This window comes from Dokdonella soli, assembly GCF_039523175.1.
GTDB classification, from domain to species: domain Bacteria; phylum Pseudomonadota; class Gammaproteobacteria; order Xanthomonadales; family Rhodanobacteraceae; genus Dokdonella_A; species Dokdonella_A soli.
The window spans coordinates 1-15300 of record NZ_BAAAEU010000023.1; the positions used below are offsets into that span (position 1 = coordinate 1).

The following is a 15300-nucleotide window of genomic DNA, read 5'->3' on the forward strand; positions in this document are numbered from 1 at the left end:
CTGAGGAAGCGGTGGCCATTGATCAGGACCAGCGTGCGCTGCGAGCCGAGGCCGCGCAGGCCAATGCTCGACGAACCGGTACCGCCGCTGTTGTTGACCTGCGGGTTCATGTTCGGACCGGTGACCGCCGGCAGCTGCTGGACCAGATCGCCCAGGGTCAGCTTGCCGGTCTTCTCGATCGCGGCGCGATCGATGGTGACGACCGGATTGGACGTTTCGATATCGACGCGACGGATGTTCGAACCCGTTACCGTGATGGTTTCAAGTTTCTGACCGCTTTGGTCTTGTGCCGCGTCCTGCGCCATTGCCGGGAGCGCGATGAATCCGCTGGCCAGCGTCGCTCCGGCAATGCCGTATGTACGCAAACCGTGTCGAACTGCCTCTCGGAGCAGAGAGTTGGACATGTTTTTTTCTCCTGTCATGAAGCCATGCTATGCGGTCGCACATTCGCGGCCCGCGTCAGTGGGAACTTAAAAACTTGTGAAGCCCGGACGTTGCCGATGACGGGTGCGCGGCGTTGCCGAAATTGCGCGATCGCTCAACGCGCCATCGACACGGCAACCTCGTAGCCGCCACGCCGTACTGCGCCGGCCGTGACCCCGAAGCGCTGGCGGAACAGGCGCGAGAACGCGCAGCGGTTTTCGAAACCACTGGCGAGCGCTATCTCGGCAATGGCCAGCGAACTGGCACTGAGCAGGCGCTTCGCCCGTTCGAGTCGTTGGCGCACGAGATAGGTATGGGGCGTCTCCCCGTACGCCGAGCGGAATGCGCGAATGAAATGCCAGGGCGAGTAGCTCGCCATACGTGCGAGCGCTTCGTTGTCGATGTCCAGATGACAGTTCGCGGCGAGATAATTGCGCACGCGCTGGAGCCGCACGAAGACCTGCCGGCGCTGCGCGAAGGTGCGTCCGGGGCAGCGCAGGATGGCTGGCGCGAATGCGCGCTGGAGCTCGACCAGCCCCTCGAACAGCGTCTCGGCCCGGTCGCTTCGGCTGCGATCATCCAGCGCGCGCACGAACGCAACGGCGTCGCGCCGCATCGCATGACTGGCACGATGTCGGGCCGGCACCAGAACAGGATCCGGCATCGACGGTTCAATCAAGCCGCCCAGCGCGGCGCGCCAGGCCGCGGGGTGGCCGAGCAACGCCAGCCAGATCGCGTTGCCACGCCCGATCGCATGGATGCGCGAATCCGGCTCGGTCACGCGCAACTCCCCAGGCGACGCGACGCTGTCGGCATTTGTCGCGTCGATCTGCAAGCGACCGCGCAGCGGCAGCCAGATGACCGTCGCCGGCCCACTCACACGCAGCGCGCAGCCGCGCCCGCCACCGACGACCGCGATCAGCTTCCTGCCCTCCGCATGAGCCGGCGACTTGACCGCAAGATCGAGGTTGGATCCGTGGCCGAGAGAATGTGTTTCCACCATCATGGGAATTCCTCTTGCGAATCCCCACTCTTCTAGCCAGGGCCGCCCGCCCGGTCAGGAAATCCTTCCGAAATCCTCGAGAAATCTTGCGGTGTCGCAACTGAAATTCTTGGAAATTCAGTGAGTTCTGTGCGGATGGCGCAGACGGCCATCGGCGCCCAGGGAGAACGGCATCGCGGGCGGAGGGCCCTCTCCGGCTCGTCCACCCAGCAACATTCGCAACAGATGGTCGTGGGCAATGCCCTAAGTTTCCGCTGTCGAACGCCGTCAACACGGCGAGGTATCAACATGCGCGAACTCTTCCTGCTTCTTGGCTCACTCGCCATCCTCCCGTCCGATCTGCTTGCCGCATGCGTTGCCCAGAGCGGAGCACAACGACCGCACCTGGTCGAGCTCTATACCGCGGAAGGTTGCGCCTCCTGCCCTCCAGCGGAACGCTGGATGAGCTCGCTGCGCACCAGCAAGGATTATGTCGGCCTCGAATTCCACGTGGACTATTTCGACGCGCAGGGCTGGCGCGACCCGTTCGCCGATCCGCGCTATACCGCACGGCAGAAATTGCTCGTGAAACACAGCGCGAAGACCACGCATTTCAACACCCAGGCCGGCATCGTCTATACGCCGCAGGTCATCGTGGACGGGCATGTCTGGACGAATTGGCCGAAGGCGGCGCCACCAGCGTTCGGAACCGCGGATCCACTCCCCATTAGCCTCGATGTCGCGCTGGGCACCACGATCCTTGCAAAGGTCGCAAGCCCATCGGGCACCTCGTTGCCTTCGAGCTATCAGGTCGATGTCGCGCTCAGTGAAAATGGCTTGAGCAGTTCGGTCAAGGCGGGCGAGAACCGCGGCAAGCGTCTTGATCACGACCTGGTCGTGCGCGACTTCGCAGGCCCGCTGACGCCGGCGCAAGCGGAAACCGGCGCGGAGCTGAAGCTGCCGGCCGGGTTCGATCCGGCGAAGTCCGCCGTGGTCGCGTTCGTCGAGGACGCGAAGAACAGTGAAATCGTGCAGGTGCTGCGCCTGCCACTGGATCAATGCAAGCGCTTGCCGTGATGTGACAGTCCGTCGGGCGCGTGTTCCCCGAATCCTGTCGGGACGGGATCGGCCGGCACTGTGGGCGACGACGAATTGCGCCGACGCGCGCCCAAAAAAATGGCGACCATCAAGGTCCCGAACCCGATGGCCGCCGAGGGTTTCGCACTTCGATGCTGTGACACATCTGCCCGTTGGAGGGCCAGCACAGTGTGTGCGAGCACCCGATCAGGCGGGTTGCACGGAAATACACGCGATGTGACGGAAATTGCGGGCTTGGTGTCGGGCGCGATGCCTGTTCCCTCAGCGCCCGCTCGTGCGCGCGAGGCGGAACATGCCCACGTCGGTATCCTCGACATCGACGGGCGTGAAGATGATGGCGTCGTGGTTGGGAGTCACGCTGAAACTGAGATCTTCCAGCAGTGCGCCGAGCTTCGCTACCGCGCGGTCTTTCCCGTTCGCCGGATCGAACTCGTGCAGGGTCATCGTCCTCACGCCAAGATCCGCGAGATACCAGACACGTCCATCGACGAGGCGCCAACCGTTCATCAGACCCAATGTGGGCCCGGAGGTGATGAAATGATCGGCGCCACCGCCGAGATCACGACGAAAAAGGCCGTCTGCCGCGCTTGTCGTGTAGTACAGCGATCGCGTTTTCTCATCGACTTGCGCATAGGCGACACCGGGGATGATGATCTTGCGCGTCTCCTGCGGCGTGCCGGGATGGTCGAGCTGGATCAGTCCGCTGTTCCTGCCCGATGTGTGGACTGCGAACAGATAGCTGTCCGGATCGACGCCGTACATGCCGTACATGACATTCTCGTCCGGCGCGGACAACACACGCTGGCGATGGCTCGAGAGCTCGATTTCGATCAGCCTCTTGTTGCTCGCATTGCGCTGCAAGGCAACCAGGTGCTTGCCGTCGGCGCTCCAATTCGCGGACATCACGGGCATTTCCGCGTCCTCGGTCAGCTGGACCGTTGAACCGGACGACCTGTCGTGGAGCCACAGCTGCATTTGTCCACTGCGATCGGATGTGAAGACGATGCGATCTCCGGATGGAGACAGCACGGGCGCATAGTCGCTTCCGGTCGATGGCGCGAGCACTCGGGAAGGCGCCGCATCCGCCCGCAGTGACATAGCCGTCAGCTTCTGCTGTGCACGGATGATTTCATAGACCACCGCGTCGCCGGATCGCGCCGCATGCGGGAACTCCGCCGGACCGATTCCGAGAGCCTGCGTGCGACCGCTTTCGACATCAACGGCATACAAGGCGGCAGGCCCCAGGTAGTCGGATGAGTAGATCAATGTCCGACCGTCCGCCGTCCATGTAAACCCGAAGATGCGCGCGGAAATACGCGTCACCTGACGCACGCTGCCGCCTGCCGACGACATCAAATACAGATCGCTGTAAGGCGCGACCCCACGCCGGAACGCGATCCAGCGCCCATCAGGCGAATAGTGTGGATCGAGATCCTGGGCGTCCGCCGCCCGCTCGTATCGCAGGCCGTGCTTTTCTCCGGCATCGAGATTCCACGTGAACAGCGTGAGTCCGCCCTTGCCGCCGTCCGGGCGTTCGGCGGAAATCAGGCTCCGACCGTCCGGGGTCCAGTCGAAGTAGCTGTAGTTGAAGTCCTGGCAGGTACCGACTTCGCGCTCGTCGCCGCCAAGACTTGAAGCGACGAATATCTCGCAATAGTTCGGCCCCAGGCGTTCGAATGCGATGCGCGTACCATCCGGCGACCACGCCGGCAACGCTTCGATCGTCGTTCCGCCGCTGCTGAGGTGAACGAGCTGCGATGGCTCGACGGTGCGCACCACGAGGCGCTCCACGTGGGTTTCCGGATCGAATATCGAAAACGCGACACGCGTCCCGTCCGGCGACAGGTGCGGCCGGTATTCCGACCCGGGGTCCGAGGTCAGCGCATGCACGTCGCTCACGTGCCACGTCGGCGCAGCGGAATCGCCCGGCTGGAGCGTCCTGCCCGCAAGAACCGCGACTGCAAGCCCAACCGCAACCAGCAACAGCGAAGGCACCACCCATTTCCATGCGCGTAACGGCACCGGCTGCCGCGATGCGGCTGATTCCGTCTCGTCTCGCGCGTCAGCCGCGGGATCCTCGCTGTCATTGAGCGACCGGAGCGACGCATTCTCGACGAAGATGCTGTCGGCGGGACCGTCGAGAACCAGGACCGGAGCGATCAGCCGATAGCCGACTTTCGGAATCGTCTCGATGTACCGTGGCGGTTTGCTGTCGTCGACGAATGCGCGGCGCAGTTCCTTGATCGCCTGGGTGAGCACATCGGGGGTCGGAAAGCGACCGGTCCATACGCGGTCGAGCAGTTCATCACGCGTTACCGTCGCGCCGGCATGCCGCACCAGCTCGATCAGCACCGCAACAGCCTTGCTGGTCAAGCGCGGGAAATCCGGCCGCGTGACGATGCGCAACGCACCGACGTCGATCACGTGCTCGCCGATGCGCAGCCTCAGATTCGAGCGCGCCAGCAGGGTGTCGGTCGCACGTTGCGGGGAAACATGCAGATTCATGACGGGATATCCACGAGGAGCCGCATCGGCAGGAACTGAAGCGCGCTGCTTCGGCAACTCCTTACAGCCAGATCGGCAATATGGGCCAAAATGCGCACTAACGGCAACACATTGCGCCTGTTAGACGCAATAGTCAGGCGAACCGTTGCAACAAGGGCGGCAACGGACAATGCAGGGCTGCGCAAACGGTTCGCAGCAATTCGGATTCCGCCACGCTCACGATGCCATCCGCGCTGATCGCCAGCGTCAACGCGCCGACAACGAGTTCCTTGCCCGCAGGCGCGAGCAGATCGAGCCTCGGCAACGCGCGATCCAGCGCCAACGCCCATTCGGACGGCGGTGCATAGGTGATCGCGGCGTCCGGCAGTACCGCGTGCAGACCCAAGGCATAAGCACGCTGCGCGGGTGCGCTGTCGTCATGACCGTATTGCGCAACGATCGCAAGCAGATCCTTCAGTTCCGCCGCCACTTCGGGCAGCCTCGTGCGTCCGATCACCTGCGTCGCGGCAGGATTCAATGCCTCCATGACCTGCACGCGGATCAGCGTCGCCAGGCAGTACTCTTCGAGCGTGACGCGACCGTCGGCATCGATCAGCTCGCGCAATACGATCATGAACGTGGTCAGCTGCGGACGCGGGCGTCGGCGTAATGCCGGAAACGCGAGTGCGGCAAGCGGCAGACGCTGCATCGGATGCAAGTCGGCGAGTTGCGCCGCCAGCGCCTCGACCAATGCGCGCGTGCCGGCGTCGTAGTGTGCGACGACCCGATCGAGCTGGCGCGCTCGCGTATCCGCCTCGACGTTCAACAGCAGCGCGAACACCAGTGGCATCGCCTGCCCGGCCTGCCAGGCTGCCTGGCGCAGCGGTTCCGGAATCGCCGCATGCAGGCTCCGCGCTGCGGCGCGGTCATCGTTGCCGGGATTGCCGACCTGACGCACGACCGCCTTCGGCGACACGCGCAATTGGGTGTCCGCCGCAGGCAATGCCGCACCGGTGCTTGCGCGCCCGGACGGAGTCGCGAATGCCGGCGCGAAGCCCGCGATCGAAACGTCCGCGCGATCGGCGCCGTCCTCGCCGACCAGCGTCGGCTGCGCCCACGCCGTGGCGATCGCTGCGAACTGCTCGGTGTGAAACGACGGATCGAGTCGTCTGATCCGCTCGTCCAGCGGTGGATGCGTCGCGAACAGCGCGGAGTAGCCGACGCCATCGCCGAACAGCATGTGCGCGACCTCCTCCTTGTCGCTGCTGGCGAGTTTGGACCCCTCGGCGAGGCCGCCGATCTTCTTCAGCGCACCGGCGATGCCCTCGGTCTGGCGCGTGAACTGCACCGCCGATGCGTCGGCGAGGAATTCACGTTGGCGCGAGATCGAGGCCTTGATCATGCGTGCGAAAACCACGCCGATGTAGCCGACCGCAAGCAGCGCAAGGCCGAACATTACGGCCCCGCCGGAGTCGCGGTCGCGGCCGCGACCGGACAACTCGGCGATCTTGCGCCCGATCGTGGCCAGCACGAGGATGCCGAACACGACACCCATCAGGCGGATGTTGAGCCGCATGTCGCCGTTGAGGATATGGCTGAACTCGTGGCCGATCACGCCCTGCAGTTCCTCGCGCGTGAGCTTGTCGAGCGCGCCGCGCGTGACCGTGACCGCAGCATCGGTGGGCGCATAGCCGGAAGCGAAGGCATTGATGCCGGCCTCGTCCTCGAGCACGAAGATTTCCGGCACCGGCACGCCGGCCGCGATGGCGATCTCCTCGACCACATTGCGCAAGCGCCGGTACGCGAAGTTGCCGGTGTCGGTCGGTACCGGCATGCCGCCGAGCTCGCGTGCGACCACCGCGCCGCCGCCGCGCAAGGTCGCGATGCGGTAGAGCGAGCCGAGTCCGATCACGATCAGCACGAACACACTGACGACAAACAGGCCGCCCCAACTGCCCTGGCCATTCGTGTGACGCGCATCACCGAGGCCGAGCGCGACGACGAGCACGAAGTCGACCGCGGCGACAATCGCGATCACCGCGAGCGCGAACAGCAGCAGCATGCGCCGGGTCTGGCGCCGGGCCTGGTCCTGGTGTGCGAAGAAATTCATGCGAAGCGAGCGAGCGGTGAGCGGTCAGCCGTGCGCGGTCGGCATGGCCGGCGGCGAGCGCAGCTCCGCTGTGCCGCTCACGCTTACCCGAACGCCACCTTTGGCACGTCGCGCTTGGCGTCGGATTCGATCTTCAGCGGCTCGGCCGCCTGGAATGCGAACATGTTCGCGACGATCGAGCCCGGAAACACCTCGCGGCGGTTGTTGTAGCCCATCACCGCATCGTTGTAGGCCTGCCGCGCGAAGGCGACCTTGTTCTCGGTCGAGGTCAGCTCTTCGCTGAGCTGCATCATGGTCTGGTTGGCCTTGAGATCCGGGTACGCCTCGGACAACGCGAACAGCCGGCCGAGCGTCTGCGTCAGCGCGTTGTCGGCGCCGGCAAGCTGCTGCATCGCGGCCGCATCGCCCGGATTCGACTTCGCGGCGGACAGCCCCGACACCGCGGAATTGCGCGCCTGGATCACCGCTTCGAGCGTGCCGCGCTCATGCGCCATGTAGGCCTTCGCGGTCTCGACCAGATTGGGGATCAGGTCATAACGGCGGGTCAACTGCACGTCGATCTGCGCGAACGCATTCTTGTAGCCATTCCGGCCGGTTACCAGTCCGTTATAAAGGCCGACAACGAAGAATCCGATACCGATCAGTATCGCCAGCACGATGACCAGACTCATGTTTCTTTCCTTTTCATTATGGGGCTAGAATCGGCGCGATTTTGAGCATAACACGAGGGTCGATACAGACCCCGGAGACCGAATTGAGCAGTACCCCGCGCGTCCTGATCATCCTGTTTGCGGCACTTGCAGCCGCATTTTCAGCATCCGCCGGCGCCACCGGCAAAACGCAGAAGTCGAAGTCGACGCAAGCGACCGCCAACACGGCCGCTGCGAAGAAGGCCGCTGGGTCGCGCGGCAAGAAGGCGCAGGCGAGTCGCGGGCAAAAGGTCTCCATCCACGCGCGCAACGTCGTCATCGCCGCGCCGGTCGTCATTCCGGTTGCCGACCCGCGCGCGGTCTCGCACGACGCTGCCGGCATCGCGCGCGAATTCGACCGCTGGCTCGACGGGATCGAGGCATCCAGCGACATATCCGGACTCGCCGCGGCAATCGTGAAGGACGACAAGGTTCTGCTCGAACGCGGCGTCGGTTTTGCGAACTGGAGCACACGCGAGCATGTCTCCGGCGACACCGTGTTCCGCCTCGCCTCGCTGTCCAAGGCGTTCGCGACCGCGATGGCCGGACTGCTGGTCGAAGACGGCCGGCTGCACTGGGATACGAAGATCGCCGGCGTGCTGCCGACGTTCACTCTTAACGATGTGACGGGCGCGCAGAAGCTCACCGTGAGCGACATCCTGAGCCACCGCGTGGGCCTGCCGCACAACACCTACGACAACCTGCTCGAACAGGACGAGCCTTACGAGTTGCTCGTCGACCGTCTCAAGGAAGTGCCGCTGGCCTGCCCGGTCGGCGACTGCTACGGCTACCAGAACATCGCGTTCAGCCTGATCGGCGATGTCACCTACGCCACGACCGGCGATTTCTACTACCACCAGGTCGAGAAGCGCATCTTCCATCCGCTGCAAATGGACACCGCGACCTATGGCCGCGACGCACTGGAAGGTTCGAAGAGCTGGGCGCGCCCTCATCGGCGCGCCGGCGGCGGCTGGGTGCCGTTCACACCCAATGAAAGCTACTACCGCGTGGCACCCGCAGCCGGTGTCAACGCGAGCATCCGCGACATGGAGCAGTGGCTGATCGCGCAGATGGGTGGCCGACCGAACGTGATGTCGCCCGCCCTGCTGAGCGAACTGCATACGCCGCTGGTCGAGACCACGCGCGAAACGCGCGCCTCGCTGTGGCGGCGCGGCCGTCTGAACGATGCGAAATACGCGCTCGGCTGGCGCATCTATGACTATGCGGGCGAGACCCTGGTGTTCCATGCAGGCGCGGTGCAGGGCTATCGCGCGATGATCGCGTTCCTGCCGAAGTACCGCTTCGGAGCGGTCATGCTGTGGAACTGCGAGTCGGGTCTGCCGGCCGGCCTGATGCCGATGCTGCTCGATCGCTATCTCGGCCTGCCCGAGGTGAACTGGGCGGGAATCGACAGCGCCACGACCTCCGATGTAGGTGGCGCGGACTGACCGGCCACGTGTTCCCGCGGAAGCCGATGCATGCCGTCGCGGAAACATCCGGCTGCAAGGCCCAACCAGAGACAACTAATCAGCCAGCAGCTGGCCTGATTTGTCCGAAATTGACAGCACGGGCGCGCGCATGACATCCGGGCGTCTCGGTCCGGCACATGCAGGAATGCCGACTGATCCCAGTCGACCAGATCCGGAGATGACCGCGACCCGACGCCGCGGCCATCTCCCACTTGTCACTGACCGAGCTTGAACTCGATCCGGCGCCGCATGGTCGTGGCGACTGCCTGACCCTTGTCCAGTCGCGGCTCGAACTTCGCCTGCTCGATCGCGCGGACCGCCTCACGGTCGAACAGGCGCGCCGGGTTGGCGCCGACGACTCTCGCGTTCTGAACAGAACCGTCCGCAGCGACCGTGAACTCCACTTCGACCCAGCCGTCCTGGCGATTGCGCGCGGCGGCGGCCGGATACGACGGCCGCGGCGGCGTGACGACGCGCACGTCGCGCGTCTCGCCGACCGGTTGCTCGGGCGATGCAGCCGGCGGCGGCGCCACCGTCGGCGTGGGCGTCGCACGCGCGACTGTCTGCTTGGGCGCGGCGGCGCCCGGCGTCTCGGCCGCGGGAGCCGCTGTGCTGCCGGCCGCTGCCGTCGATTCCGGTGTGGCTGCTCCAGCCTGAGCAGGGGCCTGCGCTCGCGCCGCGGCAGCCGCAGCGGCGGTGGCGGCCTGCTGCGCCTGCTGCTGCTCACGGTCATTCTGTTTCTTCTTCGCGTCGAGCTTGCTGCGCAGGATCGTCAGCGTGTAGTTGCTTGGATCCGCCTTCGCGAGCAGGCCCATGATGCGATTGGCCTCGTCGAAGTTGCCCTGATTGATCTGGTCCTCCGCGCTGCCGGTCGCGAACGGAAACAGTTCGCGCAACGCGTCGGTCGCACCCGTATCGTCAGGCTGCTTGGCAAGAATGCGCAGGTAGTACTCCAACGCGTTGTTGCCGGTCGGCGCGACCATGCGGTTCTCGCCCATCGCAACACGTGCTTCCTTGTAGAGCTGGTCGACCGTGAGATCTTCTGCCGCGGTGGGCGCCGGCGCCGCAGTGGTGCCGGGAGCCGCGGTCGTCGATGGGGCGGTCGCGGTGATCGAGGTTCCGGACTGGCCGAGAAACCACCACGCCACGAACCCGATAAGGGCGATCAGGATCGCCGCGACCACGAGCTGGGTCACCGAAACCGCACCGCGCATCCGACGCAGGGACGCCCGGCCGAAATCGATCGATACACCGCCGCGCGCAATGGTCGACACGCGGCCCAAGTTGTTTGAACTCAACATCTCATCCCCCCGAGCATTGGATTTCGCACACGGCGGTTGTGCCGCATGCAAACGCAAAGATAACGCAATTGGCAAATGCACGATGCATGCCGCCCAGCCAGGCCCACGGCTGGGGCGCTGCGGAGCCCGCCCGTTCAGTTTCGACTGCTTAAGCTCGACCGACACACGACACACTGGTCCGCGACAGCGATCCAATCTGCGTGTACCGGCATCGTCGCGTGGTCATCCACGACCAATCGAGGATCAAGCCATGGCAAACGTACGCGATATGAAGCAGCCCCTGGACGAGGCCACCGATGGGATCGCCGCGGCGGCACATGAAACGGCAGAAAGCACCAAGGAGGAGCTGCAGCGGCTGCGCGCCAAGTTGCGCGCGAATGGCGCGCAGCTCGAGGACGACCTGCGCGACGCCGGCACGCGCTTCGCGGAGGGGGCGAAGAAATTCAGTGACGCGGCCGTCGAACAGGTGCGCGAGCATCCGCTGGCTGCGTTCGGCATCGCGTTCGCGGCGGGCGTCGTGGTGTCGCGCTGGCTGCGAGGCCGCTGACATGGACAAGCCTGAGGAGTCGACGCACGAGTCGCCCCACGCGGCCGACACGCTCTCCGTGGCGGGCGCCGCGCTCGTGCAGGCAATGCACGTAGCGGAAGCTGCATGGGCGCTGCTGCGCGCCGAGTTGCGACTCGCGCGCAGCAGCGCGCTGGTGCTGGTCGGATTGGCTTTCGTCCTGGTGCTGCTCGGCGTCGGTACGTGGCTCGCGACCAACGCGGCGATCGCGGCCGGTATCTATGAACTGACGGGCCACATGTTCTATGGCATCGGCGGCATCGCACTCGCGAACCTGCTCGGCGTCGGCATCGTGCTGATTGCGATGAGAGGTTGCTGGCGCGACTTGTCGTTGCCGCGCACACGGCGCGTGCTCGGCCAGATCGGCCGCGCGCGCGCATGAGCCTGCGGGCACGCCGACGCGACGCCGCGCTCGCCGAGCGCTGCCTCCTTCTGGAACGTGCGGAGTGGGACGCGCAGACACGGACGATGCGCGACCGCATGATGCGGCATCGCGAAGCCTGGATCGTCGGCGGCGGCTTCGCCGGCGGCCTGGCAACCAGCCTGTTGCCGCTGCGCGGGCTCGTGCGCATCGGCAGCCTGCTCGCATCCACGTTGCGCACGCCGGTCAGTGCGCTGTTCGTTCGTGACAACGTGGACTGCGACGATGCCGCCCATCATCCGGAACCGCGCGCATGACGACATCGACGGAATCGCCACCGCCCATGCCCGCCGACGCGCAATCGCCGTCAGCACAGCGGTGCCACTGATGAGCTGCGCGAAGATCATCGCCTGAGCGCGCGTTCAGGACGGCGTGCTCGCGATGCGGCTATCACGATGATCGGTTCCCGGCGCAGGCGCGCGACGACGTCTGACGAGACGCGTCAGGGCTGGCGGATCGGACGGGGGAGAGTTGCTGCGAGGGGTTTCGGAAATGCTCTCCCTGCGCTGGGCGTATCCGCAGGGAGAGTAATTCGGTTTCCGAGTACTGCTTGGGTACTGCTTTGTTACAGGTATTGCGAACTACAGGTATTGCTTGCTGCTGACCAGCTTCGCACCAGACACCGGTACGAAGCCGGTAGCGATAATCGGCGCGCAGACACCGCGCTCGATCGACAGGCAGGCCTTACTTGGCCTTCTTGGCTGCCTTCTTCACAGCCTTCTTCTTCGCTGCCGGCTTCTTGGCCGCGCCGGTCTTGCGAGCGGTGGCGGTCTTGGCCTTGGCGGTGGTCTTCTTCACCGCCTTCTTGGCGGCCTTCTTGGCGGGTTTCTTCTTCGCAGCTGCTTTCTTCATAGCCATATCGCGTCTTAGCTCCTCGTCAGTTGGCAGTGGTTGCCCAGTAAAAGCGTGAAGGAATGCTTCGCACAGCAGATCGCTGTTGGTGGCGTGGCGCAAGTTGCCGACTTGGCGGCGGGTCCGTTCGTCGGACAGAAGCTTGAGAATGTGGAAGGGAACCGACACCGTGATCTTTTTCACCGACCCGGCTTTTGTACCGTGCTCAATGTAGGGGACGATGAAACGAGTCGCGGTCATGATTCCTTTATTCATTTGTCACGCCGACGCGGAAACTATTACTGTCGCGTGCGCGTGTCAACAAATTTCTTAGGGGAAACAAGCAGTTCCCACACGACTGCTGGACGCCGGAAACGCCCCCCGAAAATTCCATAAATCGGGCTCGAGATACGCAACGTTCAAGACGCATAGACGTCCAGACGTCCAATGTAAAATACGCACATGGAATATATGAAAAGCCCTGAGAGCAAGCAGTGGCGCGGCTTTCAAGGACTTTCTCCACTCGCATATACCGCGCGATGCTCATGCGAAAATTGACCGCATGCGAATGATTCCGCAAACGCGCGCGCGCGTTCGGTTCGCACGCGTCGTGCGCCCCAATGGCGGGTGAACGGCCGAAAAATATTTTTGCGATCGGGGGAGCGCGGAGAGCGGCTCACGGGCAAATCGATCGAACCTCGGCACTCTGCTTCGTCAGGTTGCGCACACCGCGAACGCGTCGCCGGGTTCCGGATATTCATCGCCGGGCGTGACGCCGCGGCCGACTTCTTTCCTTCGCGTGTACATCGGCGATCATCGCGGCTGGCTTCAACAAATCGATCGCGAATTCACGAAAGACCGCTCGCTCGAAACATCGTGCACGACGGAATCGTCGCGAGCTTCGAGCGCAACCTGAGCGTGCTCATGCTGCCGTTCGCGGCGCCGCAGTGTCCGTTCTCCGGACTGGACTCACTCACGCTGATCATCTCGATGGCGACTTGCACAGCCGCTTGGGACCGGAGTCGCGCCGGCGCTACGGACGGCGATGCCGATCACTTCCAGTGCCGCGCCGACGTCCGCTTCGCGTTGCGGGACGAACCACCCGGCGGTCCTCGGGGTTCCGGACCGGGAATTTCGGCATCCCGAAAACGACAAGGGCGCGTCAATGCGCGCCCTTGTTCGATGCTCGCGCGGAACGCGCGGGTCAGTGGTCTTCGCTCTCGATCAGTTCGGCGTACGCGTCCGGATCGAGCAGCTCTTCCTGCTCCTCGGCAAGGTTGTCCGGCTTGATCACGAAGATCCAGCCGTCGCCATAGGCATCCTCGTTGATCGTCTCGGGCTTGTCCGGCAGCGCCTCGTTGACCGCGACGATCTCGCCGGAGACGGGCGCATAGACGTCCGATGCCGCCTTCACCGATTCCACGACCGCACAGGCATTGCCGGCCTTGACCGTATCGCCGACGCTCGGCAGCTCCACATAGACGAGATCACCGAGCAGGCCCTGCGCATGATCGGAGATCCCGCAGGTGACCGTGCCCTTGTCTTCAACGCGCGCCCACTCGTGGGACTTCATGAACTTCAGATCGCCGGGAATCTCTTGCATGACGAATGTCCTGGATGTGTGATCGATTCGAACCGCTCGGCGCGGATTCTACATGGCCCGAATAGCTAGCGTAGTCGAACCTTCCCTGGTGCGCACCCCGATCGGCATCCCCTCAGCCGGATCGAGATGCCATTACTCGCGCCATCCAGGCGCTCGCCCTGCGGGTCGGCTGCGCTGTTCGCATGCGCTCCCGGCGCACGCAGTCAAGGCATCTCTATCTGGCTTCGACCGTCGCGCACGAACGGGTACTTGACCACGCGCACCGGCACCAGCTTGCCGCGGATGTCCGCCTGCAGGGTTCCGGACGCGCCAGCCGGCACGCGCGCAAACGCGATCGACTTGCCGAGCGTCGGCGAAAAGCTTCCCGACAGGATCTCGCCATCGCCGTTCGGCGTGACCACGCGCTGACCATGGCGCAGCACGCCCTTGTCATCCATGACCACGCCGACCATCACGCGATGTCCGCCATCGGTCTTCTGCTTCTCGAGCACGCCGCGGCCGATGAAGGCACGGCCCTCGTCGAGCGCGACGGTCCAGCCGAGATTCGCCTCCCAGGGCGTGATCGTCTCGTCCATGTCCTGGCCGTACAGGTTCATGCCGGCTTCGAGGCGCAGCGTATCGCGCGCGCCGAGCCCGGCCGGCGCAACACCGGCCTCCTTCAACTTGTTCCATAGCGCAACTGCCTGCGCCTCCGGCACGATGATCTCGAAACCGTCCTCGCCGGTGTAGCCGGTGCGCGCGATGAACAAGCCATCGCCTTCGGCCGCGACGAACTTGCCGATCTTAGCCGCCTTCGCGCGGGTCTCCGGCGTGAGCAGGCCGAGCACTTTGTCGCGTGCATTGGGGCCCTGCACCGCGATCATCGCGAAATCGGGCCGCTCGGTGACCTTCACGTCGAACGTCTGGGCCTGCTTTTCGATCCACGCCAGATCCTTGTCGCGCGTCGACGCATTGACGACGACACGGAAGAAGTCCTCGGCCATGAAATACACGATCAGGTCGTCGATCACCCCGCCCTGCTCGTTCAGCATGCACGAGTACAGCGCCTTGCCCGACACCTTGAGCTTGTCGATGCTGTTGGCGAGCAGATGGCGCAGGAACTCGCGGCAACGCGTGCCGCGCAGGTCGACCACGGTCATGTGCGAGACGTCGAACATGCCGGCGTCGCGGCGCACCGCATGGTGCTCCTCGATCTGCGAGCCGTAGCTGATCGGCATGTCCCAGCCGCCGAAATCGACCATCTTGGCGCCGAGCGCACGGTGGGTTTCGTTGAGGACGGTCTTCTGGGTCATGGCGGCGATCTGGATTTGGGGGCGCGCATTAT

At 64.6% G+C, this 15300-nt stretch carries 15 protein-coding genes; 6 read left to right on the forward strand and 9 right to left on the reverse strand.

Translation table 11 applies throughout. From position 1 onward, the window contains the following. Positions 1–305, reverse strand: a 305-nt coding sequence (locus tag ABD002_RS13185; protein ID WP_343792155.1) for a TonB-dependent receptor plug domain-containing protein, incomplete at its 3' end; no start/stop codon positions are given. 233 nt (positions 306–538) lie between these two features. Continuing rightward, complete coding sequence (locus tag ABD002_RS13190; RefSeq protein ID WP_343791837.1) at positions 539–1429, reverse strand: AraC family transcriptional regulator; 891 nt, start codon at positions 1427–1429, stop codon at positions 539–541. A gap of 285 nt (positions 1430–1714) precedes the next feature. Between ABD002_RS13190 and ABD002_RS13195 the strand changes: the two genes are divergently transcribed. Continuing rightward, on the forward strand, positions 1715–2482 hold the full coding sequence (locus ABD002_RS13195; RefSeq protein WP_343791839.1) for a DUF1223 domain-containing protein: 768 nt from the start codon (positions 1715–1717) through the stop codon (positions 2480–2482). Between the two features lie 282 nt (positions 2483–2764). Here the strand turns inward: ABD002_RS13195 and ABD002_RS13200 are convergent, their stop codons facing one another. From ABD002_RS13200 to ABD002_RS13210, 3 genes are all read right to left on the reverse strand, one after another. Then, positions 2765–5008: a winged helix-turn-helix domain-containing protein gene (locus tag ABD002_RS13200; RefSeq protein WP_343791841.1), complete on the reverse strand. Its 2244-nt coding sequence runs from the start codon at positions 5006–5008 to the stop codon at positions 2765–2767. Positions 5009–5141: 133 nt separating this feature from the next. Next, complete coding sequence (locus ABD002_RS13205) at positions 5142–7097, reverse strand: M48 family metallopeptidase (protein ID WP_343791843.1); 1956 nt, start codon at positions 7095–7097, stop codon at positions 5142–5144. An 83-nt stretch (positions 7098–7180) separates the two neighbouring features. Continuing rightward, a complete protein-coding gene (locus ABD002_RS13210) occupies positions 7181–7768 on the reverse strand; it encodes a LemA family protein (protein ID WP_343791845.1) in 588 nt (195 codons plus the stop codon). 83 nt (positions 7769–7851) lie between these two features. Here ABD002_RS13210 and ABD002_RS13215 point away from each other — a divergent pair, with 83 nt between their 5' ends. Continuing rightward, positions 7852–9234, forward strand: coding sequence for a serine hydrolase domain-containing protein (locus ABD002_RS13215; RefSeq protein WP_379989123.1), 1383 nt, complete (start codon positions 7852–7854; stop codon positions 9232–9234). Between the two features lie 236 nt (positions 9235–9470). Here ABD002_RS13215 and ABD002_RS13220 read toward each other — a convergent pair whose 3' ends face one another. Next, positions 9471–10553: an energy transducer TonB gene (locus ABD002_RS13220; RefSeq protein ID WP_343791847.1), complete on the reverse strand. Its 1083-nt coding sequence runs from the start codon at positions 10551–10553 to the stop codon at positions 9471–9473. Between the two features lie 253 nt (positions 10554–10806). On the opposite strand from ABD002_RS13220, the gene ABD002_RS13225 reads away from it, so the two are divergent. Genes ABD002_RS13225 through ABD002_RS13240 form a run of 4 tightly spaced genes read left to right on the forward strand, consistent with a single transcriptional unit; the run spans position 10807 to position 11896 of the window. Then, positions 10807–11103: a hypothetical protein gene (locus ABD002_RS13225; protein ID WP_343791849.1), complete on the forward strand. Its 297-nt coding sequence runs from the start codon at positions 10807–10809 to the stop codon at positions 11101–11103. 1 nt (position 11104) lies between these two features. Then, positions 11105–11503 (forward strand): hypothetical protein, encoded by a 399-nt coding sequence (locus ABD002_RS13230; RefSeq protein ID WP_343791851.1) that lies wholly within the window; start codon positions 11105–11107, stop codon positions 11501–11503. After that, positions 11500–11799, forward strand: a complete 300-nt coding sequence (locus tag ABD002_RS13235) for a hypothetical protein (protein ID WP_343791853.1) — start codon at positions 11500–11502, stop codon at positions 11797–11799. The genes ABD002_RS13230 and ABD002_RS13235 overlap by 4 nt, the downstream gene beginning before the upstream one ends. Continuing rightward, a complete protein-coding gene (locus ABD002_RS13240) occupies positions 11768–11896 on the forward strand; it encodes a hypothetical protein (protein WP_343791855.1) in 129 nt (42 codons plus the stop codon). The genes ABD002_RS13235 and ABD002_RS13240 overlap by 32 nt, the downstream gene beginning before the upstream one ends. A 330-nt stretch (positions 11897–12226) precedes the next feature. Here ABD002_RS13240 and metJ read toward each other — a convergent pair whose 3' ends face one another. The 3 genes from metJ to gcvT all read right to left on the reverse strand — a co-directional run bounded on the left by metJ (position 12227) and on the right by gcvT (position 15268). After that, on the reverse strand, positions 12227–12649 hold the full coding sequence (gene metJ / locus ABD002_RS13245) for a met regulon transcriptional regulator MetJ (protein WP_343791857.1): 423 nt from the start codon (positions 12647–12649) through the stop codon (positions 12227–12229). 928 nt (positions 12650–13577) lie between these two features. Further along, complete coding sequence (gene gcvH / locus ABD002_RS13250) at positions 13578–13976, reverse strand: glycine cleavage system protein GcvH (RefSeq protein ID WP_343791859.1); 399 nt, start codon at positions 13974–13976, stop codon at positions 13578–13580. A gap of 203 nt (positions 13977–14179) precedes the next feature. Next, entirely contained in the window at positions 14180–15268 is a 1089-nt protein-coding gene (gene gcvT / locus ABD002_RS13255) for a glycine cleavage system aminomethyltransferase GcvT (protein WP_343791861.1), read from the reverse strand. Positions 15269–15300 lie beyond the last annotated feature (32 nt).

Coding starts and splice junctions, on each gene's coding strand:
- ABD002_RS13190 (WP_343791837.1), bottom strand. CDS start 1,429: ATGATGGTGGAAACACATTCTCTCGGCCACGGATCCAACCTCGATCTT.
- ABD002_RS13195 (WP_343791839.1), top strand. CDS start 1,715: ATGCGCGAACTCTTCCTGCTTCTTGGCTCACTCGCCATCCTCCCGTCC.
- ABD002_RS13200 (WP_343791841.1), bottom strand. CDS start 5,008: ATGAATCTGCATGTTTCCCCGCAACGTGCGACCGACACCCTGCTGGCG.
- ABD002_RS13205 (WP_343791843.1), bottom strand. CDS start 7,097: ATGAATTTCTTCGCACACCAGGACCAGGCCCGGCGCCAGACCCGGCGC.
- ABD002_RS13210 (WP_343791845.1), bottom strand. CDS start 7,768: ATGAGTCTGGTCATCGTGCTGGCGATACTGATCGGTATCGGATTCTTC.
- ABD002_RS13225 (WP_343791849.1), top strand. CDS start 10,807: ATGGCAAACGTACGCGATATGAAGCAGCCCCTGGACGAGGCCACCGAT.
- ABD002_RS13230 (WP_343791851.1), top strand. CDS start 11,105: ATGGACAAGCCTGAGGAGTCGACGCACGAGTCGCCCCACGCGGCCGAC.
- ABD002_RS13235 (WP_343791853.1), top strand. CDS start 11,500: ATGAGCCTGCGGGCACGCCGACGCGACGCCGCGCTCGCCGAGCGCTGC.
- ABD002_RS13240 (WP_343791855.1), top strand. CDS start 11,768: ATGCCGCCCATCATCCGGAACCGCGCGCATGACGACATCGACGGAATC.
- metJ (WP_343791857.1), bottom strand. CDS start 12,649: ATGAATAAAGGAATCATGACCGCGACTCGTTTCATCGTCCCCTACATT.
- gcvH (WP_343791859.1), bottom strand. CDS start 13,976: ATGCAAGAGATTCCCGGCGATCTGAAGTTCATGAAGTCCCACGAGTGG.
- gcvT (WP_343791861.1), bottom strand. CDS start 15,268: ATGACCCAGAAGACCGTCCTCAACGAAACCCACCGTGCGCTCGGCGCC.